The sequence below is a fragment of the Nonomuraea sp. NPDC050394 genome, assembly GCF_044459065.1.
Lineage (GTDB): Bacteria > Actinomycetota > Actinomycetes > Streptosporangiales > Streptosporangiaceae > Nonomuraea.
The window spans coordinates 47,200-72,529 of the sequence record NZ_JBITIO010000020.1; the positions used below are offsets into that span (position 1 = coordinate 47,200).

Annotated in this window: 24 protein-coding genes; 8 read left to right on the forward strand and 16 right to left on the reverse strand. The window is 71.7% G+C overall.

All coding sequences use genetic code 11. The features are described from left to right. Nucleotides 1–149 precede the first annotated feature (149 nt). From ACIBKY_RS47855 to prcB, 6 genes are all read right to left on the reverse strand, one after another. The gene (locus ACIBKY_RS47855; RefSeq protein ID WP_397108094.1) at nt 150–1,763 is read right to left on the reverse strand and encodes an ATP-binding cassette domain-containing protein; all 1,614 of its coding nucleotides are present in this window, start codon (nt 1,761–1,763) and stop codon (nt 150–152) included. A gap of 182 nt (nt 1,764–1,945) precedes the next feature. Further along, the gene (locus ACIBKY_RS47860) at nt 1,946–2,545 is read right to left on the reverse strand and encodes a class F sortase (RefSeq protein ID WP_397108096.1); all 600 of its coding nucleotides are present in this window, start codon (nt 2,543–2,545) and stop codon (nt 1,946–1,948) included. A 324-nt stretch (nt 2,546–2,869) separates the two neighbouring features. Next, nucleotides 2,870–3,565 (reverse strand): hypothetical protein, encoded by a 696-nt coding sequence (locus tag ACIBKY_RS47865; RefSeq protein ID WP_397108098.1) that lies wholly within the window; start codon nt 3,563–3,565, stop codon nt 2,870–2,872. Between the two features lie 75 nt (nt 3,566–3,640). Then, entirely contained in the window at nt 3,641–4,204 is a 564-nt protein-coding gene (locus ACIBKY_RS47870) for a hypothetical protein (protein WP_397108100.1), read from the reverse strand. Between the two features lie 649 nt (nt 4,205–4,853). Continuing rightward, nucleotides 4,854–5,639: a proteasome subunit alpha gene (gene prcA, locus ACIBKY_RS47875; protein WP_397108102.1), complete on the reverse strand. Its 786-nt coding sequence runs from the start codon at nt 5,637–5,639 to the stop codon at nt 4,854–4,856. 21 nt (nt 5,640–5,660) lie between these two features. After that, on the reverse strand, nt 5,661–6,509 hold the full coding sequence (gene prcB, locus ACIBKY_RS47880; RefSeq protein WP_397108104.1) for a proteasome subunit beta: 849 nt from the start codon (nt 6,507–6,509) through the stop codon (nt 5,661–5,663). A gap of 172 nt (nt 6,510–6,681) precedes the next feature. On the opposite strand from prcB, the gene ACIBKY_RS47885 reads away from it, so the two are divergent. Genes ACIBKY_RS47885 through ACIBKY_RS47900 form a run of 4 tightly spaced genes read left to right on the forward strand, consistent with a single transcriptional unit; the run spans nt 6,682 to nt 10,797 of the window. Next, nucleotides 6,682–8,034, forward strand: coding sequence for an extracellular solute-binding protein (locus tag ACIBKY_RS47885; RefSeq protein ID WP_397108106.1), 1,353 nt, complete (start codon nt 6,682–6,684; stop codon nt 8,032–8,034). Beyond that, nucleotides 8,031–8,942 carry a carbohydrate ABC transporter permease gene (locus tag ACIBKY_RS47890; RefSeq protein WP_397108108.1) on the forward strand — a complete coding sequence of 304 codons (912 nt, stop codon included), beginning with the start codon at nt 8,031–8,033 and terminating at the stop codon, nt 8,940–8,942. Before ACIBKY_RS47885 ends, ACIBKY_RS47890 begins: the two co-directional genes overlap by 4 nt. Beyond that, nucleotides 8,939–9,757 carry a carbohydrate ABC transporter permease gene (locus ACIBKY_RS47895; RefSeq protein ID WP_397108110.1) on the forward strand — a complete coding sequence of 273 codons (819 nt, stop codon included), beginning with the start codon at nt 8,939–8,941 and terminating at the stop codon, nt 9,755–9,757. Before ACIBKY_RS47890 ends, ACIBKY_RS47895 begins: the two co-directional genes overlap by 4 nt. Then, nucleotides 9,754–10,797 (forward strand): ABC transporter ATP-binding protein, encoded by a 1,044-nt coding sequence (locus tag ACIBKY_RS47900; protein WP_397108112.1) that lies wholly within the window; start codon nt 9,754–9,756, stop codon nt 10,795–10,797. Before ACIBKY_RS47895 ends, ACIBKY_RS47900 begins: the two co-directional genes overlap by 4 nt. Here ACIBKY_RS47900 and ACIBKY_RS47905 read toward each other — a convergent pair. Further along, nucleotides 10,770–11,651: an alpha/beta fold hydrolase gene (locus ACIBKY_RS47905; protein ID WP_397108114.1), complete on the reverse strand. Its 882-nt coding sequence runs from the start codon at nt 11,649–11,651 to the stop codon at nt 10,770–10,772. The two genes, ACIBKY_RS47900 and ACIBKY_RS47905, sit on opposite strands and share 28 nt — an antisense overlap. Before the next feature lie 95 nt (nt 11,652–11,746). Here ACIBKY_RS47905 and ACIBKY_RS47910 point away from each other — a divergent pair, with 95 nt between their 5' ends. The 3 genes from ACIBKY_RS47910 to ACIBKY_RS47920 all read left to right on the forward strand — a co-directional run bounded on the left by ACIBKY_RS47910 (nt 11,747) and on the right by ACIBKY_RS47920 (nt 13,815). Next, on the forward strand, nt 11,747–12,181 hold the full coding sequence (locus ACIBKY_RS47910) for a MarR family winged helix-turn-helix transcriptional regulator (protein WP_397108241.1): 435 nt from the start codon (nt 11,747–11,749) through the stop codon (nt 12,179–12,181). Between the two features lie 64 nt (nt 12,182–12,245). After that, a complete protein-coding gene (locus ACIBKY_RS47915) occupies nt 12,246–12,668 on the forward strand; it encodes a luciferase family protein (RefSeq protein ID WP_397108116.1) in 423 nt (140 codons plus the stop codon). A gap of 112 nt (nt 12,669–12,780) precedes the next feature. Next, nucleotides 12,781–13,815: a DNA polymerase IV gene (locus ACIBKY_RS47920; RefSeq protein WP_397108118.1), complete on the forward strand. Its 1,035-nt coding sequence runs from the start codon at nt 12,781–12,783 to the stop codon at nt 13,813–13,815. Here the strand turns inward: ACIBKY_RS47920 and ACIBKY_RS47925 are convergent. The 3 genes from ACIBKY_RS47925 to ACIBKY_RS47935 are packed head-to-tail and all read right to left on the reverse strand — an operon-like array spanning nt 13,805 to nt 17,633. After that, nucleotides 13,805–16,057: an ATP-binding cassette domain-containing protein gene (locus ACIBKY_RS47925; RefSeq protein WP_397108120.1), complete on the reverse strand. Its 2,253-nt coding sequence runs from the start codon at nt 16,055–16,057 to the stop codon at nt 13,805–13,807. The genes ACIBKY_RS47920 and ACIBKY_RS47925 overlap by 11 nt on opposite strands. After that, nucleotides 16,054–16,863 (reverse strand): ABC transporter permease, encoded by an 810-nt coding sequence (locus ACIBKY_RS47930; RefSeq protein ID WP_397108122.1) that lies wholly within the window; start codon nt 16,861–16,863, stop codon nt 16,054–16,056. The genes ACIBKY_RS47925 and ACIBKY_RS47930 overlap by 4 nt, the downstream gene beginning before the upstream one ends. Beyond that, entirely contained in the window at nt 16,860–17,633 is a 774-nt protein-coding gene (locus ACIBKY_RS47935) for an ABC transporter ATP-binding protein (protein ID WP_397108124.1), read from the reverse strand. The genes ACIBKY_RS47930 and ACIBKY_RS47935 overlap by 4 nt, the downstream gene beginning before the upstream one ends. A 58-nt stretch (nt 17,634–17,691) precedes the next feature. On the opposite strand from ACIBKY_RS47935, the gene ACIBKY_RS47940 reads away from it, so the two are divergent. Beyond that, nucleotides 17,692–18,444 (forward strand): TetR/AcrR family transcriptional regulator, encoded by a 753-nt coding sequence (locus ACIBKY_RS47940; RefSeq protein WP_397108126.1) that lies wholly within the window; start codon nt 17,692–17,694, stop codon nt 18,442–18,444. A 33-nt stretch (nt 18,445–18,477) separates the two neighbouring features. Here the strand turns inward: ACIBKY_RS47940 and ACIBKY_RS47945 are convergent, their stop codons facing one another. The 6 genes from ACIBKY_RS47945 to lysA all read right to left on the reverse strand — a co-directional run bounded on the left by ACIBKY_RS47945 (nt 18,478) and on the right by lysA (nt 25,223). Then, nucleotides 18,478–19,065, reverse strand: coding sequence for a gamma carbonic anhydrase family protein (locus ACIBKY_RS47945; protein WP_397108128.1), 588 nt, complete (start codon nt 19,063–19,065; stop codon nt 18,478–18,480). A 427-nt stretch (nt 19,066–19,492) separates the two neighbouring features. Further along, on the reverse strand, nt 19,493–19,702 hold the full coding sequence (locus tag ACIBKY_RS47950) for a ubiquitin-like protein Pup (RefSeq protein ID WP_184968246.1): 210 nt from the start codon (nt 19,700–19,702) through the stop codon (nt 19,493–19,495). A 386-nt stretch (nt 19,703–20,088) separates the two neighbouring features. Beyond that, nucleotides 20,089–21,603 carry a depupylase/deamidase Dop gene (gene dop, locus ACIBKY_RS47955; protein WP_379622153.1) on the reverse strand — a complete coding sequence of 505 codons (1,515 nt, stop codon included), beginning with the start codon at nt 21,601–21,603 and terminating at the stop codon, nt 20,089–20,091. 86 nt (nt 21,604–21,689) lie between these two features. Further along, a complete protein-coding gene (locus ACIBKY_RS47960) occupies nt 21,690–22,793 on the reverse strand; it encodes an acyltransferase family protein (protein ID WP_397108131.1) in 1,104 nt (367 codons plus the stop codon). A gap of 101 nt (nt 22,794–22,894) precedes the next feature. Next, on the reverse strand, nt 22,895–23,944 hold the full coding sequence (locus ACIBKY_RS47965) for a diaminopropionate ammonia-lyase (protein WP_397108133.1): 1,050 nt from the start codon (nt 23,942–23,944) through the stop codon (nt 22,895–22,897). Nucleotides 23,945–23,954: 10 nt separating this feature from the next. Then, on the reverse strand, nt 23,955–25,223 hold the full coding sequence (gene lysA / locus ACIBKY_RS47970; protein WP_397108135.1) for a diaminopimelate decarboxylase: 1,269 nt from the start codon (nt 25,221–25,223) through the stop codon (nt 23,955–23,957). Nucleotides 25,224–25,330: the final 107 nt, after the last annotated feature.

A 25,330-nucleotide genomic window follows, 5' to 3' on the forward strand; every position in this document is an offset into this window, starting at 1 on the left:
GGTGCGCCGGTAGCCGGCTGGCGGGGCGGGCGTCGCGGCGGCCCGCCACGCGCGCCGGCCTGCCGTCTCCCTGGACGGAGGCCGGGCACGTGCGGCGGGTGGGGGTGGGCGCGGCCGGGCCGTAACGGATCATCGTGTGGGACTGAACGTCACCGGAGCGAAAGGCGCGGCCAGTCGGCGACGTCGCGGAGCAACTGCCGGTCGTGGGTGGCCATGACCACGGCGGCGGCCGTCGCGTGGAGGGCCTGGGTGAGTTCCTCCACCAGCGCCATCGACAGGTGGTTGGTCGGCTCGTCCAGCAGGACCACCTGCGGGCGGGCCGCCAGCAGCAACGCCAGGTCCAGGCGGCGCTGCTGGCCGATCGACAGTTCCGACACCGGCCGGTGCGCGGCCCGCGACGGCAGCAGGCCCAGGCCGGACAGGCCCGTCCGCTCCGCCTCCGCCAGCACGCCGGTGCTGACCAGCCGTGCCATCGCCGCGTCGAACACCTCATGGGCCGGCCGCCGCGACGGCTCCGGGGACTCCTGCGACAGCAGTCCCACCCGCCCGCCGCGCTGCACACTGCCCGCGCCGGGTTCGAGCCTCTGCGCGAGTACGGCCAGCAGCGTCGACTTGCCGGCGCCGTTCGGACCGGTCACCACGAGGCGGTCGCCCGCGCGCAGGTGCACCGACTGCGGCCCGCGCAGCCGCCCGGCCACCTCCACCCCGTCGGCGCGCAGCAGCGTCACGCCGGGCGGAGCGGGCAGCGGCGGCGCCTGGAAGCGCATCGGCGGCTTCGGCACGTCCAGCACCTGCGCCTCGAGCGCCTCCTGCCGCCGGTGTACGGCCCGCACCAGCGCGGGCGCCCGGGTGGCACGCGTGTGTTTGCCGGTGCCCTTCTCGGGACGCCAGCCGGTGCTGAGCCGGTTCTGCGCGGCCGACAGGTCGTCGGCCAGGCGCTGGCGTTCGCTCTGCTGGTCGCGGTAGTCGGACTCCCAGCGTTCGCGCTCGGCCGTGCGGCCTTCGCGGTAGCCCTCGTAGCCGCCGCCGTACGTGCGGGGACGGCCGTCGCGGGTCGGGTCGAGGTCGAGCACGGTGGTGACGACGTCGCTGAGCAGCGCGCGGTCGTGGCTGACCAGCACCACGCCGCCCGGGTGCTCGCGCAGCCGGGCGGTCAGGTAGTCCAGGCCCGCCGCGTCGAGATGGTTGGTCGGCTCGTCGAGCAGCAGCAGGTCGTGCCCGGCGCCGAGCAGGCAGGCCAGCCGGATCCGGTAGCGCTGCCCGACCGAAAGCCCCGACAGCGGCCGGGCACGGTCGTCGACCGCGCCGAGCGCGGCCAGCGAGACGTCCACGCGCCGGTCGGCCTCCCACGCGCCGATCGACTCGGCGTCGGCCAGCGCGCGCTCGTACTCCTGCTCGGCGCCCGGCCGGCCCTCGGCCAGCGCCTCCGTGGACTCCTCGAACGCCGCCAGGACCCGCCGCACCTCGGCGAGTTCGACGTCGATGAGATCGCCGACGGTACGGTCGTCGCCGACGGGCATCTCCTGGTCGGCCACGCCGATGGTGCCGGCCCGGCTGACCTCGCCCGCGTCCGGAGCCAGAACCCCGGCCAGGACCTGCAGCAACGTGGTCTTGCCCCGGCCGTTCTCACCGACGACGCCCAGGCGTTCGCCCGGGGAGACGGTGAGGCTCACACCGACCAGAACCGGCCGCCCGCCACGCGTGACGCGAAGATCGGTGGCGCTCAGGTGGGCGCGGGCGCGCAGGGAAAGAGCGGTAGACACACTTCCTCCAAGAACGGGGCTCAGCCCCGTGAAAAGAAACGGACGGCGGATACGCCTCGCCGCGCCCGGGGCCACTCATGGGGCCGCGCTGGGCGTCGTCGGGGGCTTGGCGCCGTCCCTCTTAGAGGAAGAAGTAATAGTGCATGTAACCAGCGTATCGGACAGGCCGCGGGGGCCGCCCCTCATTTTCCGGTACGGCCGGCGAGGTCGGCGAAGACGACCACGTTGTCGGCGTACTCGCGCTTGACCGGGTCGAACGTGCCGCCGCAGGTGATCAGGCGTAGTTCCGGATGGTCGGTGTCGGTATAGACGCGCTCGGAGGGGAAGTCCCGCTTGGGGAAGGCCTCGACCGAGCGGACCCGGAACATCGCGGTCGAGGCGTCGGCCCGGATCACCTTGATCAACGCGTCGGGCCGGAGGGTGGCGACGCCGTGGAAGACGGCGGGGCCGGTGGTGGAGTCCACATGGCCGAACAGGGCGGCGGCGCCCGGCTCACCCGGTGCGGGTCCGTGCTTGTACCAGCTGACCAGATGCGCCTGACTCGCCGACGGGACGCGGGCGGTGCCGTCCTTGTTGAGGCCGCGCGGGGTGATCCCGGCCTTGACCTTGAGCCCGGGGATCTCCAGGCGAACGGGGGCAGATCGCGACATGGGCGCGACGGCCGCGGAACGAACCAGGTCCCGAAGCCCCTCGAAGACCTCGACGGCCTTCTCCAAGCCGGGCTTCCCCGCCACCACGAGAACAACCCCGGCCACCACGACCCCCACCGCCCCGGCCCTCACGAGCGCACCCCAACCGAAGCCCCTCTTGGGCCCACCCCGACCAAAGCCCCTCTTGGGCCGACCCCGCACGACACCACCCCAGGCCCGAACCCCCACACCACACCCCGGCAGCCCGGCACCCCGCCCTCCGACACCACGCTTTTGCCGCACCGCAGCGCCACCCCGCAGTCCGGCGTCACCACCCCGCCGCCCAGAGTCACCGCCCCACGGCCCGGCATCACCACCCCGCGGCCCTGCATCACCCCGCCGCCGCCCGGCATCACCCCGCCGCCCAGCGTCACGGGCTCGCCTGCCGGTGTCACAGGGTTGTAGTGGCGGCGCATGTCAGCTCCTGCGGCGGGTACGGCGGCGCATCGCGGCGACCCCGCCGAGCGCAAGCGCTCCCACTCCGGCCCACAGGAGAGCCCCTCCCGGGGCGCCCCGCTGCAGACCGGTCTCCTCCCCCTGGTCTCCCCGCCCCCGCTGACCTGCTTGACCTGCCACCTGACCCGCATGGCCACGTTGGGCCGCGAGCCCCGCCTCGGCCGCATGGCCGGACTGTGCCGCATGGCCGGACTGTGCCGCATGGCCGGACTGTGCCGCATGGCCGGACTGTGCCGCATGGGTGGGCTGGGGTGCGCGGTCGGGCTGGGGTGCGCGGGCCGTACCTCCGAAGCCGGTGTGGGCGCCGCCGCGTGGGCGGCCTCCCACCACGGTGAACGTGGCCCTGCTGGTGGGCTCGTCCTCGTCGTCGCAGTACCCGTAGACCGGCTGGCGGCCCCGTGGGGTGCCGATGGGTACGCGTATGTCGTCCTCGAAGCGGCCATCGCCCAGGTCGTCGATCGGGATCTCCCCGAACGAGGTCGGCCCGTCGATCATCCCCGATCCGGCATCGGGGTCGCACAGCAGCCGGACCGTCACCCATCCACCGGCCCGTACGGTCGACGGCCGCAGGCCCAGGTCCTCGTCGGCCCGGGCCGGGACCGCGGCCACCCCCAACGCCACGGTGATACCGGCCAAAGCGGCGGCGATCCCACGCATCTGCTGCCTCCAGCGGTGATCAACATTCTATGATCACCTACCGCCGCAAGCCCCAACGTAAGACCCACCTTGGGACTACGGGGTGTAAATCTCCTGCACCCGGACGATCTTCCCCTTGTAGACGGTGATCAGCGCCGGTCGCTCGTACTGCTTGACCCGCTTGATCAGCACCGACTGCGAGCACCGCTTGTTGCCGAGTCCGGTGTTGCGGTCCACGGTCATGTGCTGCATGGACGCCTTGCATCCGAACGCCGACAGGAACACCACGTTCTTCGCGATCGGCGAGGCGTACGCGCGCACGTCACCCTCGGGCGGCCCCACGAAGTGGCCCTCGGTCTGGGTGCCCTTCTTCCACTTGATCGGCTCGTACTCGGCCTTGACGCCGCTGACGTGGGTGATCCAGCCGCGCAGGATGCCGTCGCGGCGCGAGTGGACGCCCTTGGTGAAGTCGTGCCCGGGGTCCGCCTGGAAGGTGGTCCCGAAGATCTTGGGCGCCTTGAACTTGGGGATCGCCGTGAACGCGGCCGTCGCGGGCAGCGTGACAGTGCTCCGGGTGCCGGCGTGGGCGGTGCTGACGAAGGAAAGGCTCAAGGCGGCCACTGCGCCGCCGGCCAGAATGTATCGGGTCGAAGTCTTCACACGATCTACGATCCCCGCTCACGCGCCCTGGTTCGCGCGGCCACGCGTGACACACGTCACACCCCATCGCCCAGAGGCGGGAATCCCGGTGGGCTCGGTTGCCTGGGCACCCGCACGGCCACCACCCGGCATCCGGCATCCGGCATCCGACCTGAGACTCCGGCCGGAACGACAACGCGGCGAGGCCGTACCCGAAAGGCAGGGCGTGTCGGCGCGGGCCTCTGAGCTGACCGGGGGCGTGAGCGCGACCGACTAACGAGCCGCGGGGCGAACTGAGCCGGGGCGCGGGGGCCAGGGGCCAGGGGCGCGGTGCGCGGGGCCAGGGGCCAGGGGCCAGGGGCCAGGGGCCAGGGGCCAGGGGCGCGGGGCCAATGACGGCGTGCAGGGGTGGAAGGCGGGGTCGAGCGGGTGTGGCTCAGGGCGTGCGTGGGCGCCGCGGCGGTTTTGCCGCGGCGCCCAGATGCCGCTCCGGCCCGGAAACCGAGGGAGCCCGAGGACCCGGAAGCCGAGGGCCCGGCCCGGAAACCGAGGAGCCCGAGCCGAGGAACCCGAGGACCCGGAAACCGAGGACCCGGAAACCGAGGGCTCGGAAGCTCAGGGCTCGGAAGCTCAGGGCTCGGAAGCCGAGAAGCCCGGGGGCCGGTTCTCGCTACAGGGGTGAGGAGCCGTCGTCGATGTCGCCGTCCGGGCCCGTCGGCGGGCCTGTGGGGGCGTCGTCGGGTTCCGTCGTGGCGGCGGCGGGCGGGGTGGGCGGGGCGGCGGGGAGGATGCGCTCCAGGCGCGCCCCCGTCAGCCGCTGGAACTTGCGGTGCTCGCGGTTGCGGTCCAGCACCGCGACCTCGAGCTGGGCCACCGGCGGCCGTTCGCCTCCGGGCTCCGTCAACGCCACCAGCGCGACCTCAAGGGCGTCGGCCAGCGGCATCGCCTCGCGGTAGCGCTCCTTCAGGCGGCCGGAGACGGCCTCGGCCTGACCGCCCATCACGGTGAAGCCGTGCTCGTCGAAGACGGAGCCGTCGAAGGTGAGCCGGTAGATGGCGTCGCCGTCGGGCGCGTCGCCGACCTCGGCCACCACGACCTCGACCTCCAGCGACTTGATCGACTCGGTGAAGATCCGGCCGAGGTTGGAGGCGTAGAGGTTGGCCAGGCCGCGGCCGGTCACGTCGGAGCGGTCGTAGGTGTAGCCGTTGATGTCGGCGTAGCGGATGCCGCCCAGCCGCAGTTCCTCGAACTCGTTGTAGCGCCCGACCGCGGCGAAGCCGATCTTGTCGTAGATCTCACTGATCTTGTGCAACGCCCGCGACGGGTTGGGCGCGACGAACAGGATGCCGTCCTCGTACTGCAGTACGACGACCGAGCGGCCCCGCGCGATGCCCTTGCGCGCGTAGTCCGCCTTGTCCCGCATGATCTGCTCAGGGGAGGCATATCCAAAAGGCATGGACACCGCAGGTGTTCCTTTCTAGCGCAGCGGGGCGATGGGGCCGTCAGGCGAGATCAACCGGGCTTCGAGCATCTGCTCGACGTACCCGGAGACCTCCTCGTCGGTGAGCCGGCGGAACCCGTTGGCGTCGATCACCGACACGATGGGCCAGATCTTCCTGGTCACGTCGGGTCCGCCCGTCGCCGAGTCGTCGTCGGCCGCGTCGTAGAGCGCCTGGATGAGCGTCATCACGGTGTCGTCGGCGCCGGCGCCGTCGCGGTAGAGCTTCTTCAGCGAGCCGCGGGCGAAGATGGAGCCGGAGCCGATCGCGTCGAAACGCTCCCGCTCGTACGGCCCGCCCGCCACGTCATAGCTGAAGATGCGACCCTCGTCCTTGTCGGGGTCGTAGGCGGCGAACAGCGGCACCACCACCAGACCCTGCATCGCCATGCCGAGGTTGCCGCGGATCATCGTGGCCAGGCGGTTGGCCTTGCCGTTGACCGACAGCGTCCGGCCTTCCATCTTCTCGTAGTGCTCCAGCTCCACGCGGTAGAGCCTGGCCATCTCGATGCCGGTGCTCGCGGTGCCCGCGATGCCCATGACGGAGTAGTCGTCGGTGCGGAACACCTTCTGCACGTCACGCTGCGAGATCATGTTCCCCGAGGTGGCCCGCCGGTCTCCGGCCATGACCACGCCGCCCGCGAAGGTGGCCGCCACGATCGTCGTGGCGTGCGGAACCTGGTCGCCGATCGGGGTGGCCAGGATCTCGCCGCGTACCGGCAGCAACTCCGGCGCGTGCGAGCTGACGAACTCGGTGAACGACGAACTCCCCGAGTTCACGAAAAATCGGTCAACCAAGCCGGCGGGCAGATCCCTGTGCGATGCCACGCGACTCCCTCCCCAATCGTCACTACCTTTAGCCAGACCCTACTCATGTTGCGTTGCCCCATGCACTTCCCACGATCAGCTCAGGGCGAACCGTTCATCAGATCGTTTCTTTACGCCCGGGTCGGGTCGTGCGATTGTCGGTATGTCTGCACGTCCTCAACTGGAGGCCGACATGCGACCTGTGCTCATCGGCGCCGCCCTCCTCCTCGCCCTCGCCGCCTGCGGCACCGGCCGGCCGTCGAGCCCCGGGAGCGTGACCCTCACGATCGCCGCCAACTCGATCTCCGGCGGCAAGAACTCCGAGAGCGCCGACTGGATCCGGACCTGGGTGATCCCCGAGTTCGAGCGCAGTCATCAGAACGTCAAGGTGCTGTTCCAGCCGAGCGGCGTCGAGGACGAGCAGTACAAGACGAAGATCGCCCTGGATCTCAAGTCGAAGACCGGCGCCGACGTCATCGACCTGGACGGCATCTGGGTGGGCGAGTTCGCGCAGGCCGGTTACGTCAAGCCGCTGGCGGAGGTGGGCGGCGCCACGGTGGACGGCTGGGAGGGCTGGTCGCAGATCCCGCAGGCCGTTCAGGGGCTCGGCATCTTCGACGGCAAGAAGTACGCGCTGCCGCAGGGCACCGACGGCCGCGTGCTGTTCTACAACCGGACGCTGTTCAAGAAGGCGGGGCTGCCGGAGCCGTGGCAGCCGGTGAGCTGGCAGGAGATCATCGACGCCGGGACCAGGCTCAAGGCGGCCGGGGTGCCGGTGCCGATCCAGATCAACGCCGGCACCGCGATGGGCGAGGCCACCACCATGCAGGGCGCGCTGCCGCTGCTGACCGGCGCCGGCTCGGAGATCTACACGACCGGCAAGTGGACCGGCGCCTCCCCGGCCATGAAGGACGTGCTCGGCTTCTACCGGCAGATATACGCCAAGGGCCTGGGCGATCCCAAGCTGCAGCAGGAGGCCAAGGGCCGCGACAAGTCCTTCGCCCAGTTCGCCGAGGGCAAGATCGCGATCCTGGCGGAGAGCGACTACTTCTGGCGCTCGGTCATCGAGCCGAAGGCGGGCGTGGCGCCCATGGCCGAGCGTGACGCGGTCGTCGGTTACGCCAAGATCCCGGCCAGGCAGCCGGGCGGCGGCATCCGCGGCCAGGACTTCGTCTCCATGTCCGGCGGCGCGGTACGGGTGCTCAACCCCTTCTCCAAGAACCCGAAGCTGGCCTGGGAACTGCTGGCGTTCATGCACTCGGCGGCGGCGACCAAGTCGCAGCTGGCCGGGCAGGTGCGCATCAGTGCCCGCGACGACGTCAACTCCGAGGTGCTGACGGCCGACCCGATGCTCAAGTACATCGCGGAGGAGGTCCTGCCGATCACGGCGTACCGGCCGCCGCTGGCGGTCTATCCGCAGGTGTCGGTCGCGCTTCAGGAGGCCACGGCCGCGGTCGTGGCGGGCACCTCACCCGAGGAGGCGGCGGGCGCGTACCAGACCAAGCTGGAGCGGCTGGTCGGCGGCGCGGCCAACATCGCGGGATGATCACCGATGCCGCCGGGCTCGGGCGCGCCAGGGCCACCGCGTTCGTGCTGCCCGCGCTCGTGCTCATCGCGGTCTTCCTCGTCTTCCCCGCGCTCTGGACGATCTACCTGGGGCTCACCGACTACCGGCTGACCGGGCTCCAGGCGGCCGACCCGCAGGTGGTCGGGCTGGACAACTACACCTCCGCGCTCGGCGACCCGCGCTTCCTGTCCTCCCTGTGGCTGACCGTCGCGTACGTGGGCGGCTCGGCCGTGATCGGCCAGGCGGGGCTCGGGTTCGCGCTCGCGTGGGTGCTGCGCACCCGGCGCGGGGCGGTGCGGCGGCTGGTCGAGGGCGTGGTGCTGCTGTCGTGGATCCTGCCGTCGACGGTGGTGGGGTTCCTGTGGTTCGCGCTGCTCGACCGCGATGACGGCACGCTCAACGCGCTGCTCGGCACGCCGGGGTTCGCGTGGCTGCTGGACCACCCGCTGCTGTCGATCATCGTCTTCAACACCTGGCGGGGCACCGCGTTCTCGATGATGCTGTACTCGGCGGCGCTGGAGAACGTGCCGCCCTCCCACCTGGAGACCGCCCGCCTGGCCGGAGCCAACGTCCTCCAGCAGTTGCGCGACGTCGTCCTCCCGCTCATCCGCCGGCATGTGCTGACGAACCTGCTGCTGATCAGCCTGTGGACGTTCAACGACTTCACGCCGTTCGTCCTGACCGGTGGCGGGCCCGAGGGCCGCTCGGAGATCCTGCCGATCTACGTCTACACCATCGCGCTGCGCGGCGGCGAGCTCGGCGTCGGCGCCGCGGTCTCCTTCCTCATCCTGCTCATCAACCTCGTCTTCGCGCTGGCCTACCTGCGGCTGCTGCGCGGGCGGCGGCGGCAGGAGTCCACGGCCGCCGCGGGAGGGCCACCGGCATGATCAGGCACACGGTCGGCAGGCTCGTCTCCACGGTCTTCGTCGCGGTCGTCCTGGCGTTGTTCGCGCTGCCGATGTTGTGGCTGGCCGCGGCGCCGTTCGACGCCTCCCCCACGATCACGACGTCGCTGCCGGAGTTCACGCTCGCCAACTTCGCCGCCATCCTCGACAACCCCTACGCGCTGGGGTCCATCGGCAACTCGCTGATCCAGGGCGGGGGCGCGGCGGTGCTGGTCGTCGTGCTGGCGGCGCTCGCCGCGTACGCGCTGTCGCGGGTGTCCGTGCCCGGCAGGGACGTACTCCTGTACCTGCTTCTGCTGCTGTCGTCCGTGGTCACCGGGACCGCCGCCATGGTCCCGATCTTCGAGCTGGCCACCCGGCTCAATCTCATCGACACCCATCTGGGCGTCATCCTGGTCGTCTCCGGCGGCCTGCTGCCCGCGGCGATCTTCATACTCAAGGACTTCATGGACGAGACGCCCACGTCCTATGAGGAGTCCGCGCGGGTCTTCGGCGCCTCGCCGTTGCAGATCCTGCGGCACATCACCGTCCCGCTGGTGCGCCCCGGCCTGGCCACGATCGGCGTCTGGGCGCTGGCCAGCGTGTGGGGCGGGTTCCTGTTCCAGTTCATCCTGTTGCGCGATCCGGAGAAGTCGCCCGGCTCGGTGATCCTCTACACCCTCTACACCGAGGGCGGCGCGCCCAAGCTCGATCTCATCTCGACGTTCTCGCTGCTCTACTCGCTGCCGGTCGTGGCCATGTACCTGTTCGTCTCCCAGCGGTACGGCTTCCGCTTCCACGGAGGTATCAAGCGGTGATCTCACTGCACGGCCTGACCAAGGTGTTCCCCGGCGGTGTGCGCGCCCTGGACACGATCGACCTGACGGTGGCCGACGGCGAGTTCTTCGCGCTGCTCGGCCCGTCGGGCTGCGGCAAGACGACGCTGCTGCGGACGATCGCCGGCCTCGAAACCCCCACATCCGGAAATATCCGTATCAACGAGGCGGATGTCACCCGCCTGCCCCCGGGCCGCCGCGACGTCGCCATGGTCTTCCAGGACTACGCGATCTTTCCCCACATGGACGTCACCGACAACATCGCCTACCCGCTGCGCATCAAGAAGGTCCCCCGCGCCGAACGCGTGCGCAAGGCCGCCGAGGTGGCCCGCCGCCTGTCGCTGGCCGACCTGCTGCACCGGCGGCCCGCCCAGCTGTCCGGCGGCCAGCAGCAGCGGGTGGCGCTGGCCCGCGCGATCGCCTGCCATCCGGCGGCGTTCCTGTTCGACGAGCCGCTGTCCAACCTCGACGCGCGGCTGCGCCTGGAAGCGCGCACATTCCTCAAGCGCCTGCAGCGCGAGCTGGCCGTCACCACCGTCTTCGTCACCCACGACCAGGCGGAGGCGCTGGCGCTGGCCGACCGCATCGCCGTCATGTCGGCCGGGCGCATGGTCCAGATCGGCACGCCGGCCGAGATCTTCCAGCGGCCCGCCACCACGTTCGTCGCCTCCTTCATCGGCTCCACCCCGATGAACCTGCTGCCCGGCACGAACACCGGCGGCGCGCTGCGCGTCGCGGGCGCCGTCCGCGCCGCCCCCGCCGGCCTCGGTGAGGGCGACGAGGTCGTGTACGGCGTGCGGCCCGAATACATGCGCCTGTCCGAGACCGAACGCCAGGACGGCATCCCGGGCACCGTGGCCGTGCTGGAGAACCTGGGCACCGGCGTGCTGGTCACGCTGGAGTCCGGCGACCACCTCGTGCAGGCGGTCGTGCCCGAGGGCAGTGAGCCGGCGCTGGGGGCGCGACGCTGGGCCGTACCGGCTCGATCGCTCGTCTACCGCGACGGCGCGCTGCTCGCCTGACCGGCCGCGGCGGTGTGGTCCAGGATCGCCGGGACGACCTCGTCCCAGGTGCGCCGGGGGAAGATCTCGTGCCCGACGCCTTCCAGCACCCTCGCCCGCGCCCCGGGGATCGCCGCGGCCAGCGCCTGCCCGTGTCCCGGCGGGAACATCGGGTCGGCGCCGCCCTGGAAGACCAGCACCGGCACCGCGATCTCGCCGAGCCGCCCGCGCCACGGCTTGCCGGCGTCGATGAGGAACGGGTTGGTGAGCTGGGCGGCCACGTTCGGCGTGCGGTCCACGACCCGCGCGGCCATGGCCCGCAGCGCCGCCTCGTCGAAGACGGCCCCGGCGAAGGGGCGCTCGCCCTCGACCAGGTAGTCGAGCACGGCCGCGCGGTCGGACCAGTCGGGCCCCGGCTGCTCCTCCGCGAACAGCGCCAGGATCCTGTCCGCCATCGGCGGCAGGTCGGGGGACTCGTGGCCGGGTCCGCCCGGGGTGGCGCCGGTGAGGGTGAGGGAGGCGACGCGGCCGGGGTGGTCGAGCGCCACGAGCTGGGCGACCGCGGCACCCTGTGACATGGCCACGAGGTGGGCCCTGCCCAGGCCGAGCGCCTCGATCAGCGCGGCGGCGTCGTCCGCCAGGTCGTTCAAGCCGTACGCCGGCTCGCCCGCCGGGTAGCTCGTCGAACGGCCGGCGTCACGGCTGTCGAAGCGCACCACCCGCCGCCCGCCCGCGACGAGCCGGGCGACGAACTCCTCCTCCCAGGCCACGAGCGACTGCCCCGCGCCGTGGAGCAGGAGGATCGCCGGGTCTCCCGCGTCACCGGACGTCTCGACGTTCAGCTCGACCCCGTTGACCGCCAGCTTGCGTTCCATGCCCACACTCCCGCTAGTTCGTTACGTGTAACGAAACCCTACCCCAAGATCTGTTACATGTCACTGAAGTCCCGTAGACTGCCGGGGTGACCGAGATGAGGGACGAGACCGCGCTTGAGGCGTGGGAGGCCTACCGCCGCCTGCGCCTGCACGTCGACGCCGAGATCGCCCGCGACGTGGAGCGCGCGAGCGGCCTGTCGATGGCCGACTACGACGTGCTGGCCGCCCTGGCGGAGCTCTCCGGCGGCGAGCACTGCATCCGCGTGCGCGGCCTCGCCGGTCACCTTCGCTGGGCGCACAGCCGCCTGTCGCGCCAGCTCGGCCGGATGGAGCAGCGCGGGCTCGTCGGCCGGGAGAAGTGCGAGCTCGACGGCCGCGGCGAGGACGTCGTGCTCACCGGCGAGGGCCGCCGCGCGCACGACCGCGCGGCTCCCGTCCACCTCGGCGCGGTACGCCGCCACCTCACCGGAGCGCTCTCCCCCGGACAGCTGGCCGCCTTCATCGCCGTCGCCCGGCGCGTCGCTCCATAACGATTGGGAACACCCTGGCGGTATCCACCTTTGCTCCGCGTGCGCGTAGGACGACGATAAGCACATGCGAGCAAGCGGCATCGCCCTGGGTTCCCAGGCCGGCCGGGTGCTGACGCTCCTGCGCGAGTGGCCCGGCCTTGTGGCGACAGCCCCGTACTGCACATGCGGAGTCGGCGTGGCCGCCGGCACCTGCCAGATCCTCCACCTGCACGCCGACGACGACGCCGAACTCCGCCTCACCCGCCCGGCCATCTGCCGCATGTACCCGGCGCTGGCCGGTACCGAGCGGGTCGTGTTCGGGCGCAGCGAGGACTGGATCGGCATCCGCCTCGACACCGCACACGACACCGACCTTCTGCTCACCCTGCTCAGCGTCGCCATCAAGGCCTGCGACCGCGGCGGGTGCCGCCAGGCGGTCACCCCCTGCTCGGCCGCTCTCCACCGCGACGAACCGGTTCCCCTGCCGGCCGGCACGGCCCTGGCCTGACTCCGCCCGCCGTACCCTCACCGGCTCCGGAACGTGCGGCGGGCAGGCGCTCCCCCGCGAGCCGTCACGGCCCGCGGCGTCCCCGCACGTCGTGAGGCGGAATACTGGAGGGGTGTCCACCAGGGACTGGATCCTGCATCTCGACCTCGACTCGTTCATGGCGTCGGTCGAGATCCTGCGGCACCCGGAACTGCGGGACCGCCCGGTCATCGTGGGCGGCAACGGCGATCCGACCGTCCCCCGCACGGTCGTGGCCACCGCCTCCTACGCCGCCCGCGAGCACGGCGTGCATTCCGGGATGCCCATGCGCACGGCGCTGCGCAAGTGCCCGGACGGCGTGTTCCTGCCCAGCGACATGCCCGCCTACGAGGCCGCCTCCGCCCGGGTCATGGAGGTCCTGCGGGCCTTCCCGATCACGCTGGAGGTGTGGGGGCTTGACGAGGCGTTCATCGGCGCCCGTACCGGCGACCCGTTCGCGCTGGCCCGTTCGCTGCAGCGGGCGGTCACCGACGAGACCGGGCTGACCTGCTCCATCGGCATCGGCGACAACAAGCACCAGGCGAAGCTGGCCGCCCAGTTCCGCAAGCCGCAAGGGGTCTCACAGCTCACCACCGAGCAGTGGACGGAGGTCATGGGCGGGCGCCCCACCTCCGCGCTGTGGGGCATCGGCGCCAAGACCACCAAGAAGCTCGCCGGCCTCGGCCTCCACACCGTCGCCGACCTGGCCGCCGCCGACCCCGCCGACCTGGCCGGGCGCTTCGGTCCCACGAACGGGCCGTGGCTGCGCTACCTCGCGCTCGGCAAGGGCGAGACGACCGTGACCGACACCCCGTGGGTGCCGCGCGGACACAGCCACGAGAGCACGTTCACGACGAACCTCACCGATCCGGCCGTCGTCCGCGAGCACGTGACGGCCTTCGCCCGCCGCCTCGCGGCCGAGGCCGCCGACGAGGGCCGGACCGTCGTGCGGGTGACGGTCAAGGTGCGCTTCGCCCCGTTCGTCACCCAGACCCGGCAGACCAGGCTCGTCGCCGCCACCGTCGACCCGGCTCCCATCGAGGCCGCCGCCCTGGCCGCCCTCGACCGCTTCACCCTGGACCGGCCGGTGCGGCTGCTGGGCGTGGGCGTGGAGTACGTCAGCCGCTGAGGCGCAGGTGGTGGGCGGTGTGGGTGGCGGCCGACTCGATCATCGACTGCGGGGTGCCGGTGAAGACGACCTGGCCGCCGTCGTGCCCGGCCTCCGGGCCCAGGTCGATGATCCAGTCGGCGGCGCGGATCACGTCCAGGTTGTGCTCGATGACGACCACGGTCGAGCCGGCGTCCACCATGCGCTCCAGCAGCGCGACGAGGTGGTCGATGTCGGCGAGGTGCAGGCCGGTGGTCGGCTCGTCGAGGATGAGGGTACGGCCCGGCGCCGCCAGTTCGGTGGCCAGTTTGAGCCGCTGGCGTTCGCCTCCCGACAGGGAGGTGAGGGGCTGGCCCAGGGTGAGGTAGCCGAGGCCGACGTCGGCCAGCCGGGTGAGGGTGTCCCCGACCGGCTTCCGGGGGAAGTGCGCCTGAGCCTCGGTGACGCTCATCTCGAAGACGTCGGCGATCGAGCGTCCGCCGACCGTGTGGCGCTGAGCCTCCGGGGTGAAACGGCGGCCACGGCAGGTCTCGCAGCGCGTGGTGACTCCTTCCATGAACGCCAGGTCGGTGTAGATGAGGCCGGTGCCTTCGCAGTCGGGGCAGCCGCCGGTCGAGTTGGGGGTGAACAGGCCCGGCGGGCGTCCGGTCGCGCGGGCGTAGATCTGGCGGATGGAGTCGAGCAGGCCGGTGAACGTCGCGGGGCTGGAGCGACGCGAGCCGCGGATCGGCCGCTGGTCGATCACGACGGCGTCCGGGGCGGCGGCGGGCAGGTGGCCGAGGATGAGGCTGCTCTTGCCGGAACCGGCCACGCCGGTGACGACCGTCAGCACGTCGCGGGGGACGCGGACGGTGACGTCGCGCAGGTTGTTCGTGGACGCGTGCTCGATGACCATCCAGTCGTTCACCGGGCGGGGTTCACCGCGTTTGACCCGGTCGGCGCGCAGACCGGCGCCGGTCGGGGTATCGGCCCCGCGCAGCAGCTCGTACGGGCCCTCGAAGATGATCTGCCCGCCCGCGCCGCCGGCCCCGGGGCCCATGTCGACGCAGTGGTCGGCGATCGCCATGATCTCGGGGGCGTGCTCGACCACGATCACCGTGTTGCCCCGGTCGCGCAGGGCCAGCAGCATCGCGCCGAGCGTGTCCACGTCGCGCGGGTGCAGCCCGACGGTCGGCTCGTCGAAGACGTACAGCATGTCGCTCAGCGCGCTGCCCAGGTGGCGCACCATCTTGATGCGCTGCGACTCCCCTCCCGACAGCGTCGAGGTGGCCCTGCCGAGGCTCAGGTATCCCAGCCCGAGCGTGACCATCCGGCTCAGGTGCTCGCGCAGCACGGCCACCAGCGGCGCCACCTCGGGACGGTCGAACTCCCCGAGTACGGCCAGCAGGTCGTCGATCTGCATCGCGTTGCAGTCGGCGATCGAACGCCCGGCGACCAGGCTGGCCCGCGCCGGGGCGGCCAGCCGGGAGCCCGCGCACTCCGGGCAGCGCCGCCTGGCCACGATCCGCTCGAACGCCTCCCGCTGCGCCCCCTTGAGCGACTCCGGTTCCTTCTGCAGGTAGATGCGGGTGAACCGGGGCACCACGCCCTCGTAGGCGGTGCCGACCGCGTCCATGCCCGCGGGGGGTTTGAGCGTTCCCGGGGGTGCGTGCAGGAGGATCTCGCGTTCCTCCGGGGTGTAGTCGCGTACCTTCTTGTCGACGTCGAAGAAGCCCGAACGGGCGTACGCCTTCCACATCCACTGGCCGGGCGCGAACGCCGGGAACCTGATCGCCCCCTCCGCCAGCGACCGGTCCTCGTCCACGAGCTCCGGCACCAGCACGGTGGCCGCGACCCCGAGTCCCTGGCAGAGCGGGCACATCCCGGCGGGGTCGTTGAAGCTGTAGGCGTTGGAGTAGCCGGCGGACGGCTCGCCGAGCCTGGAGAACAGCAGCCGCAGCCGCGCCCCGATGTCGGTCGCGGTGCCCACGGTCGAGCGCGGGCCGCCGCTGAGCCGCTTCTGGTCCACGATGATCACCGCGGACAGGTTCTCCAGGTGGTCGACGTCCGGCTGGCCGTAACTGGGCAGGCGGCCCTGCGCGAAGGCGGAGAACGTCTCGTTGAGCTGGCGCCCCGACTCCGCCGCGAGCGTGTCGAACACCAGCGACGACTTGCCCGACCCCGACACGCCGGTGACGACGGTCAGCTTCCGTTTGGGGATGTCGACGTCGACGTTCTTGAGCGTGTTCTCCCGCGCGCCGCGTACGCGGATCATCTCGCTCATCGGCCCAGCCCCCGGAACGCGCGGACCGCCAGCGGGCAGAACACCGCAGCCAGCACCAGCGGCGCCACCAGCGCCACCGGCAGCGCGTGGTCGGCCGCCCAGGTCAGGCCGCCCAGGTGGACGCCGGTGAACAGTTCGCGCACGGCGCTGGCCGTGGCCGATAGCGGGTTGTGCTCGGCGATCGCGCCCAGCCACGGCGGCATCGTGGACGGCTGCACGAACACCGTCGACAGGAACCCGATCGGCCACGACAGCAGTTGCACCGCCCCGACCGCCTCCGGCGAGCCCACCCGCAGCCCCGCCCACACCCCGGCCCAGAGCAGCCCGAACCGCAACCACAGCAGCAGCCCGTACGCCGCCAGCGCCGGCAGGATGCCGGTCTCCCACCGCCAGCCGAGCGCCAGCCCCGCCAGCGTGATCACCACGAGCTCCACGGCCGAGGTCAGCATGTCCGCCAGGACCCGGCCGAGCAGCACCGCCCCCGGTGAGATCGGCAGCGAGCGGAAGCGGTCGGTCACGGTCCTGGTCGCGTCGGTGGTGACCGCGATCATCGTCGTCTCGATGCCGGACAACATCGTGAAGGCCAGCACGCCCGGGATCACGAACAGGATGTACTGCGCCGCGCTGCCCGCGATCGCGCCGCCGAGCAGCCCGCCCATGAGCAGGATGACCAGCACCGGGAAGAGCACCCGCACCGCGAAGCCGACCGGCCGCGCCCGCCAGTGCCGCAGCGTACGGCCGGTCAGGATCAGCGCCTCCCGCCAGACGTGGGTCCGCGCCGGAGCCGTCGAGATCGTCGTCGTCATGAGGCCGCCACTCCCTCGTGCAGGTGCAGGTAGACGTCTTCGAGCGTCGGCTCGCGCAACTCCATGCGCGGTTCGCCGACGAGCTTCTTCAGGTCGCGGGGCGTTCCCTCGGCGATCACCCGGCCCTCGCGCAGGATCACCACGTCGTCGGCCAGCGCGTCGGCCTCGTCCAGGTACTGGGTGGTCAGCAGCACCGTCGTGCCCGCGGCGGTGAGCGCCCTGACCGAGGACCACAGCTCGCGGCGCGCCTGCGGGTCCAGGCCGGTGGTGGGCTCGTCGATGAACAGCACCGCCGGGATGGTGATCAGCGACGTCGCCAGGTCGAGCCGTCTGCGCATGCCGCCGGAGAACGAGCCCACCGGGCGCCTGCCCACCTCGTGCAGGCCCGCCGTACCGAGGAGTTCGCCCGCCCGCTCGCGGGCGCGGCGGCGGTCGAGCCCGGCCAGCCGGCCGAACAGCTCGAGGTTCTCGCGGGCGCTGAGCACCTCGTCCAGGGCCGCGTACTGGCCGACGAGCCCGATCGAGGCCCGCACCCGCGTGCCCTCGGCGCGCACGTCCCATCCGGCGACCCGGACGGTGCCCGCGTCCGCCCTGGTCAGCGTGGTGAGGATGCGGATCATCGTGGTCTTGCCCGCTCCGTTGCCGCCGAGCAGCGCGCAGACCCTGCCCGCCCGGACGGTGAGGTCGACGCCGTCGAGCGCGGGACGTTCGTTGCCCGGGAAGTGCTTGCGCACCCCTCTGGCGAAGATCGGTGCGGATTCGCTGGTCATGTGGCCTCCCTTCGTTTTAGACAATGTATAATACATCGTAAACAGATGGGAGTGGAGCATGGCGAAGCGAGCCGAACGACCAGGCGACCCGATCAAGCTGATCGGCCTGCTGTGGAAACCCACCGAAGCGGTGAGCAGGTCCGGCCTCACGCCCCGGCGCGTCACCGGCGCGGCCATCGCGGTCGCCGACGCCGAGGGCCTCGACGCGCTCACCATCCGCAGGGTCGCCGGCGACCTGGGCGTGAGCCCCATGGCCCTCTACCCGCACGTCGCCGGGCGCGCGGAACTCATCGAACTGATGCTCGACGCCGTCGCCGCCGAGGTGTACGCCACCGGCCCGCCCCCGGCCGCGGCGGCGACCTGGCGGGCCAGGATCGAACGCGTCGCCCAGGCCAACTGGGACCACCACATGACCCACCCCTGGACCGTCGACGTCGCCCCCGGCCGCCCCGTGCCGGGACCCGGCGTGTCAGGCAAGTACGAGGCCGAACTCGCCGCGCTGGACGGGCTCGGGCTCGGCGACATCGAGATGGACCAGACGCTCACCGCCGTCCTGGGCCTCGTCTCCAGCAGCGCCCGCGGGGTGATCTCGATGCGCCGCGTCTGGCAGGAGAGCTCCCTCACCGACGTGCAGTGGTGGGAGAGCGTCGCCCCCGCCCTGGCCACCGCCATGGGCGGCGTGTCCTACCCCATCGCCCAGCGCGTCTCCACCACGGTCGGCGAGACCACCGGCATGTCCACCGACCCGGAGGGGGCGTTCCGGCTCGGGCTCGCCATGCTGATGGACGGCCTGGCCCACCGCGTCAGGTGACGCCATCGCCGGGCGACCCTCGCCGTGAGGACGCTAGGGCAGCACCTCGTCGCCGGCGTGTGCCGCGAACTGGGCGGAACGCACCTCGGCGATCCGCTCATACCGGCGGATGCGGTCCGCCCACTCTGCGTCCACCCCGAACGCCACCCGCGCGAACCCCAGCGCCTTGATCGCCTCCGGCAGCCCCGGGTCACCCGGTGCGAACGCCTCGTCCCCTACCCGCACCATGTACGGCGCCAGGAACTCCTCCCGCCCCAGCCGCGACCGCGCGTGCACCGCCGCCCCGATCGCGACGACCCCGCCCGCGCCGATCTCCGCCTCCTGCAGGATCGTCACCCCTGTCGCCAGGTACGCGCACCGCTCCACCCGGCATCCCAGCAACGTCGCCCGCGGCCCGACGAACACATGGTCGCCCAGGCTCACCCCGCCGCGCAGGACCGCGTTCTCGCAGATGATCGAGCACTCCCCCACTTCGATCGCCCCGTCTTCGGCGTCGAGCACCGCCCCGTACATGACCCGCGCCCGCGGGCCCACCCGCACCTGGCCGACCAGGGTGGCGTTCGGCGCGACATAGGCGGACTCATCGACCACCGGCTCGAACCCACGATGACGAATACGCATGTGTCTCATCATGTCCACGCGACACCCCGGCCTCACCCCGGCCGGCCGCGAGGTCCGAAACCCACCACACACGGTCACGGGAGCCCCCAGGGGACGTCGCCTTGGCCGGAGGGGGCCGGCGAAGGTCCCGGGAACGGTCTGACGGTCGGCGCGGAGCCCGCCCCGGTGGGCGGGCGCGCGCTCGAAGTCGTCTTTGGGTCATGCCATGGTCAGCCCATTCCCGGTGGACCTGTTTCGCCCGTGCTCCTCCTCGATCTTCCCCCGCGGACCTCACGCGCGCCCGTCCACGACCTCACCGGCCGCGGCGGCCTCACGCACGCCCCTCCCTCGCGCGATGACCCGCGTGGACCGCACCCGGAGAGCGACCACTACCCGGGCACCACTCACCTCGCGAGGGCGTTTCCACCCCTTTGCTAGATGTTTGCCCCTACTGGCCGCCCTTTTGGACGTAGGAGCGCACAAACTCCTCTGCGTTCTCTTCGAGAACTTCGTCGATCTCGTCCAGGATCGCATCGACATCGTCCGTGAGCTTCTCCTGCCGCTCCTGGACGTCGGCGGACGCCGAGGCCTCGGTCTCCTCGACCTCGCTCTCGCGCCGCCCGGCCTGCTTCTGGCCGCCGGTGTCCTTTGTCGCCATGTCCTACCTACCTCCGCTTGGGGGACTGTCTCTAAGCCATATCTTCCCCGAACCGAGCGACATTTCGCGTCCATCACCGCGCGATCTTCGCTCGACCCGGAACCACTGCTCCACCCTACGTAAACCCGAGCCGGACGCGACGGCTCGGCCATGGCAGGCCTCCTGGTGCGGTGTGTCCCGTCCGCGTGGTCACGGGCGGCGTTACGGCGGGCCCGCCGGCGCGCCCTGCCTGCCGTCTCCCTGGACGGGGGGAGGGTGGCCGGTGGGTGGCGGTGGGGGCGGCCTGCCGTAACGGAGAGGAGGGGTTGTGCCCGTGACGCACGAAAGCGCCCGCGACAGAGCGCGGGCGGTGGGAACGGCGTGCGAACCGGCGGGAGAAGAGGCCGCTAGTCGCCGCCGGTGAGGGCGGCGACCAGGTCGGCGGCGGTGCGGCAGCGGTCGAAGAGCTCGCCGACGTGGGCTTTGGTGCCGCGCAACGGTTCCAGGGTGGGGACGCGCTGCAGGGACTCGCGGCCCGGGATGTCGAAGATGACCGAGTCCCAGGAGGCCGCCGCGACGGACTCGCTGTACTGGCGCAGGCAGCGGCCGCGGAAGTACGCGCGGGTGTCGTTGGGCGGGTTCTCGACGGCGCGCTGGACGTCGTCCTCCGTGACCAGGCGCTGCATGCGGCCGCGGGCGACCAGGCGGTTGTACAGGCCGCGGTCGGGGCGGATGTCGGAGTACTGCAGGTCGACGAGCTGCAGGCGCGGGTGGGACCAGGCGAGGCCGTCGCGGGTGCGGTAGCCCTCGAGGAGTTCGAGCTTGGCGACCCAGTCGAGTTCGCGCGAGAGCTGCATCGGGTCGTCGGCCAGGCGGGTGAGGACGGACTCCCAGCGGTCGAGGATGTCCTTGTTCATCTCGTCCTGGGCGGTGCCGCGCTCTTCGACGTACTTTCTGGCCTGCTCCAGGTACTCCATCTGCAGCTGGATGGCCGTCAGCTTGCGGCCGTCGCGCATGGCGATCTCGTAGCGGCAGGTGGGGTCGTGGGAGACCGCGCGCAGGGCCTGGACGGGGTTGTCGACGGCGAGGTCGCGGGTCAGGAAGCCGTCTTCGATCATGGCGAGGACGAGCGCCGTGGAGCCCAGCTTCAGGTATGTCGAAATTTCCGACATGTTGGCATCGCCGATGATCACGTGCAGGCGGCGGTACTTCTCCGGATCGGCATGCGGCTCATCGCGCGTGTTGATGATGGGGCGCTTGAGCGTCGTCTCCAGGCCCACCTCGACCTCGAAGAAGTCGGCCCGCTGGGAGATCTGGAAGCCCTCGCCGCGCGAGTCCTGGCCGATGCCGACCTTGCCCGCCCCGGTCACGACCTGCCGCGAGACGAAGAACGGCGTCAGATGGCGCACGATGTCGGCGAACGGCGTGGCCCGGCGCATGAGGTAGTTCTCGTGGCAGCCGTAGGAGGCGCCCTTGGCGTCGGTGTTGTTCTTGTAGAGCTGGATGGGGGCGTTCGTGGGGATCGCCGAGGCGCGGGTGGCGGCGTCGTACATGACGCGTTCTCCGGCCTTGTCCCAGATGACGGCGGCGCGGGGGTTGGTGCACTCGGGAGTGGAGTACTCCGGGTGGGCGTGGTCGACGTAGAGCCGGGCGCCGTTGGTGAGGATGACGTTGGCCAGACCGAGGTCCTCGTCGGTGAGCTGGCTGGGATCGGCCACCTCCCTGGCCAGGTCGAAGCCCCGCGCGTCGCGCAGCGGGTTCTCCTCCTCGAAGTCCCACCTGGCGCGTCGCGCCCGTGCCGCCGAGGCGGCCAGGTAGGCGTTCACGACCTGCGATGAGGTCACCATCGCGTTGGCGCCTGGCTGACCTGGTACGGAAATGCCGTACTCGGTCTCGATGCCCATCACCCGACGCACCGTCATGCGCACCTCTCGTCGTCCAGCCAAATCGCTATCCGCCGTTTATATGCCCGAGCCTATGCCCTTCACAGTGCCCCAAGGCCACAGAGTTATGGCACCGACGCCTTTTCGACCTGTGTGGAGGGCGCTGCTGGGGTTCGGGATGACTTGCGTGGTCTGAGAAGTCGCTGGACCGGACGTTCGACGCACGCGTACACGAGATAGGACACCAAGATCGCGGCGAGCAGGGTCACGAGGGCGATCAGCCAGGGCGGCATGCCGCCCGCGAGCAGCGGGATGAGGACGACGGCCGCGGCCGAGTGGAACAGGTACAGCGGGTAGGTGGTGCCGCCCAGCGCGGTCAGGAGGCCGTTGGAGCGCATCCGCAGCAGCCCGAGCGCGACCAGGGCCATGACCACGAAGATCGCGGTGACGGTGAGGATGACGCCGAGGTCGGTGACCGGCATGGCGGCCGATCCGGCGGCCTTGACCCGGCGTTCGACGCGTTCGAGCGCGGCGTTGAGCGCGAGGGCCCAGCCGGCCACGACGTAGAGCCAGGGCAGCCAGGAGGAGCCGCGCCGGTGGATCAGGTAGAGGGACATGCCGGCCACGAAGTAGGGGGCGTAGGCGGGCATGACGATCTCGTTGACGACCTGGTTGTCCAGGAACAGGGCGCCGGTGGCGGCGGCCAGCCAGACGCCGCCGAGTATCAGGATCCGGTTGGCGGTGATGCCGATGAGGATCATGACCGCCATGATCAGGTAGAAGCGCAGCTCGGCCCAGAGCGACCAGTAGACGCCGACCGCGTCGATGCCCTTGAACAGGCGCTGGAACATGGTGGCGTTCAGGGCGTACTCGGCGCCGGTCAGCTTGGGGTCGGGCCCCTTGAGCGCGAGCACGCCGTACAGGCCGAAGGCGGCGGCGAGGCTCAGCCAGTAGGCCGGGTAGAGGCGGACGAACCGGGAGCGCGCGAAGGCCCCCAGCCCGCGCCCCCAGGCGCTCATGAGGATCACGAACCCGCTGATCATGAAGAACAGCTCGACGCCCAGGATCCCCAGCCCCGCCAGGGGGGCGACGGCGGGGAACAGCTCGGCGGGCTGCTCACCCCACACCGACTTGAAGGCCACCAGGTAGTGGAAGGCCACTACGGCCAGCGCCGCGACGAACCGCAGCAGATCCAGTTCAGCAAGCCGCTCCGGCGCCCGACGATGCACGCCCGCTTTGACGCGTCTCGTGCGTCACTTGGTTCCCATCTGTCCCATGCGTTTATTTCGCGGTCATTGCCACCCGCCCATCCGGTACGGCCCGGCCGCCCCTAAATCGGCCCCTCCGTCCCGATGACCAGGACGGTGGAGCCGGGGCCCAGCCGCAGCCGTGTCCTGGTGTCGTCGTCCAGGCTCATCAGCCCCGCCGTACCCGTGGCGCCGCACGGCGAGACGCGTACGCCCTCCTCGCCCATCGCGGCGGCGGCCAGGGCGGCCTGGGCGTCGGTCACGGTGACGAACGCGTCGGCCAGGTGCCCGAGGAGCCGGAAGGCCAGGAGGGAGGGCTCCAGGCAGTCCAGGCGGCCCAGGGAGGTCGGGGACCCCTTCACCCGGAGCGGTTCACCCGCCCGCACGCTCTCCAGCAGGCAGGGGGCGCCCTCGGGCTCCACCACGACCACCACCGGGTCCTCGCCCCACCGGTCGCGCACGTAGGCGGCGGCCGCCGCGGCCAGGCCGCCCACCCCCGCCTGCGCGAACACGTGCGTGGGCACGGCGCCCGCCTCGTACGCCTCGTCGAGCAGGGCGGTGTAGCCGCGCATGACGTCCAGGGGCACCCGGGTGTAGCCGGGCCAGGAGCTGTCGGAGATGAGCCGCCAGCCGTTGCCGGTGGCCTCCCGGAGGGCGTCGGCCATGCTCTGGTCGTAGTCGGCGCCGCTGCGCCGTACCCGGGCGCCGAGGGCCCGCAGCCGGCCGGCGAACTCCTCGGGCACCTCGTGGCTCAGATAGACCACACAGGTCCCGCCGAGCGCCCTGACCCCGGCGGCCACGGAGATCCCGTGGTTTCCCGCGCTGGCGCACACGAACGGCGCCCGCGCCGCCACCTCCCGCAGCCGCCCCTCCCCCGCGTCCGGCCCCGCCTCCTCGATGACCAGCCTGGCCACCGCGTAACCGCCGCCGAGCGCCTTGAAGCTCCCCAGCCCCATGCGGTCGCTCTCGTCCTTGACCAGGATCTTCCCCACGCCTTGACCGGCGGCCAGCCGCGGAAGGCCGGCGAGGGGGGTCGGCTCGGCGGCGAAGTGGTCGCGGACCTGACGGGCGTGGGCGACGCCGATCAGGTCCCGGTCGGTGCTGGTGTACGGCGAGCGGCCGGGATTGAGCATGGCGGCCATGCTAGGGCGCCGTGGGCACGCGGGCGGGCTGGTCAGGGTAGAGGCGCAGGAGGTCGGATTCGGTTTCCCTGCGGACCACCACGCGGGCCGCGCCGTCCCGGACGGCGACGACCGGCGGCCGGGGCACGTGGTTGTAGTTGCTGGCCATCGAGCGCTGGTAGGCCCCGCCGGCCGGTACCGCGAGCACGTCACCCGGCTCCAGGTCGCCGGGAAGGCGGGCGTCGTGGACGAGGATGTCGCCGCTCTCGCAGTGCTTGCCGACCACCGTGAACCCGCGGGCGGGAGCGGAGGACGCGCGGGACGCCAGGACGGCCGTGTACGGGGAGCCGTACATCGCGGGGCGGGGGTTGTCGCTCATGCCGCCGTCCACGCTGACGTATCCGCCCTTGATCGTGCCGACCGTGTACAGGGCGACGGTGGAGGGCCCGGCGATGGAGCGGCCGGGTTCGACGGACAGGTGCAGGCCGCCGGTCTCCTTCTGCAGGACGGTCACGAGGTCGGAAGGGGCGGGCGGCAGGGGGTCGCCGGGACGGTAGGCGATGCCGAGGCCGCCGCCGAGGTCGAGGCGGTCGACGTCCATGGCGCGGGCGAAGGCGGTCATGCGCCGGGCGGCCTCGGCGAAGCCGTCCAGCTGGAGGATCTGCGAGCCGATGTGGGAGTGCAGGCCCGACAGGCGCAGGGACGGCCGGGCGCGGACCAGGCGGACGGCGCGTTCCGCGTCGCCCGCCGACAGGGAGAAGCCGAACTTGGAGTCCTCTCCGCCGGTGGCGATGGACTTGTGGGTGCGGGCGTCGACGCCCGGAGTGACGCGGATCATGACGGGCTGGACGGTCCCGTGCCCGGCGGCTATGGCGGCCAGCCGTTCCAGCTCGGCGAAGGAGTCCAGCACGACGCAGCCGACGCCCCACGCCACGGCGCGGCGCAGTTCGTCCTCGGACTTGTTGTTGCCGTGGAAGACGACGCGCTCGGGCGGCATGCCGCCGGCCTGGGCGACGGCCAGTTCGCCGCCGGTGCACACGTCGAGGTTGAGCCCGAGCCGGTCCAGCCAGCGCACGACCTCCGGGCACAGGAACGCCTTGCCGCCGTAGTGCACGTCGCCGCCGGGCAGGGCGTCGCGCCAGGCCTGGGCGCGGGCGCGGAAGTCGGCCTCGTCGAGGATGTAGGCGGGGGTGCCGTGTTCGCGGGCCAGGTCGGTGACGGCCAGGCCGCCGAGGTGCAGCACGCCTTCGGCCCATGTCGTGCTCGCCGGCCACACGCTGTCGATGCTCATGGCGCGTCAGCGTAGGAAGCGTCGCGGGTGCCGGTGGCTCAGCATCGAGGGTTTCGATGCTGAGGGGCAGAAGCGTGCACATCCCTTGGGATCGGGCGAAGGGCTCG

Excerpts from the sequence above, each read along its gene's own strand:
- ACIBKY_RS47930 (WP_397108122.1), bottom strand. The coding sequence starts at position 16,863 with ATGACGACGACGATCTCGACGGCTCCGGCGCGGACCCACGTCTGGCGG.
- ACIBKY_RS47940 (WP_397108126.1), top strand. The coding sequence starts at position 17,692 with ATGGCGAAGCGAGCCGAACGACCAGGCGACCCGATCAAGCTGATCGGC.
- ACIBKY_RS47925 (WP_397108120.1), bottom strand. The coding sequence starts at position 16,057 with ATGAGCGAGATGATCCGCGTACGCGGCGCGCGGGAGAACACGCTCAAG.
- ACIBKY_RS47935 (WP_397108124.1), bottom strand. The coding sequence starts at position 17,633 with ATGACCAGCGAATCCGCACCGATCTTCGCCAGAGGGGTGCGCAAGCAC.
- lysA (WP_397108135.1), bottom strand. The coding sequence starts at position 25,223 with ATGAGCATCGACAGCGTGTGGCCGGCGAGCACGACATGGGCCGAAGGC.
- ACIBKY_RS47950 (WP_184968246.1), bottom strand. The coding sequence starts at position 19,702 with ATGGCGACAAAGGACACCGGCGGCCAGAAGCAGGCCGGGCGGCGCGAG.
- ACIBKY_RS47910 (WP_397108241.1), top strand. The coding sequence starts at position 11,747 with ATGAGGGACGAGACCGCGCTTGAGGCGTGGGAGGCCTACCGCCGCCTG.
- ACIBKY_RS47890 (WP_397108108.1), top strand. The coding sequence starts at position 8,031 with ATGATCACCGATGCCGCCGGGCTCGGGCGCGCCAGGGCCACCGCGTTC.
- ACIBKY_RS47915 (WP_397108116.1), top strand. The coding sequence starts at position 12,246 with ATGCGAGCAAGCGGCATCGCCCTGGGTTCCCAGGCCGGCCGGGTGCTG.
- ACIBKY_RS47865 (WP_397108098.1), bottom strand. The coding sequence starts at position 3,565 with ATGCGTGGGATCGCCGCCGCTTTGGCCGGTATCACCGTGGCGTTGGGG.
- ACIBKY_RS47895 (WP_397108110.1), top strand. The coding sequence starts at position 8,939 with ATGATCAGGCACACGGTCGGCAGGCTCGTCTCCACGGTCTTCGTCGCG.
- ACIBKY_RS47945 (WP_397108128.1), bottom strand. The coding sequence starts at position 19,065 with ATGCGTATTCGTCATCGTGGGTTCGAGCCGGTGGTCGATGAGTCCGCC.
- ACIBKY_RS47965 (WP_397108133.1), bottom strand. The coding sequence starts at position 23,944 with ATGCTCAATCCCGGCCGCTCGCCGTACACCAGCACCGACCGGGACCTG.
- ACIBKY_RS47885 (WP_397108106.1), top strand. The coding sequence starts at position 6,682 with ATGCGACCTGTGCTCATCGGCGCCGCCCTCCTCCTCGCCCTCGCCGCC.
- ACIBKY_RS47905 (WP_397108114.1), bottom strand. The coding sequence starts at position 11,651 with ATGGAACGCAAGCTGGCGGTCAACGGGGTCGAGCTGAACGTCGAGACG.
- prcA (WP_397108102.1), bottom strand. The coding sequence starts at position 5,639 with ATGCCTTTTGGATATGCCTCCCCTGAGCAGATCATGCGGGACAAGGCG.
- dop (WP_379622153.1), bottom strand. The coding sequence starts at position 21,603 with ATGACGGTGCGTCGGGTGATGGGCATCGAGACCGAGTACGGCATTTCC.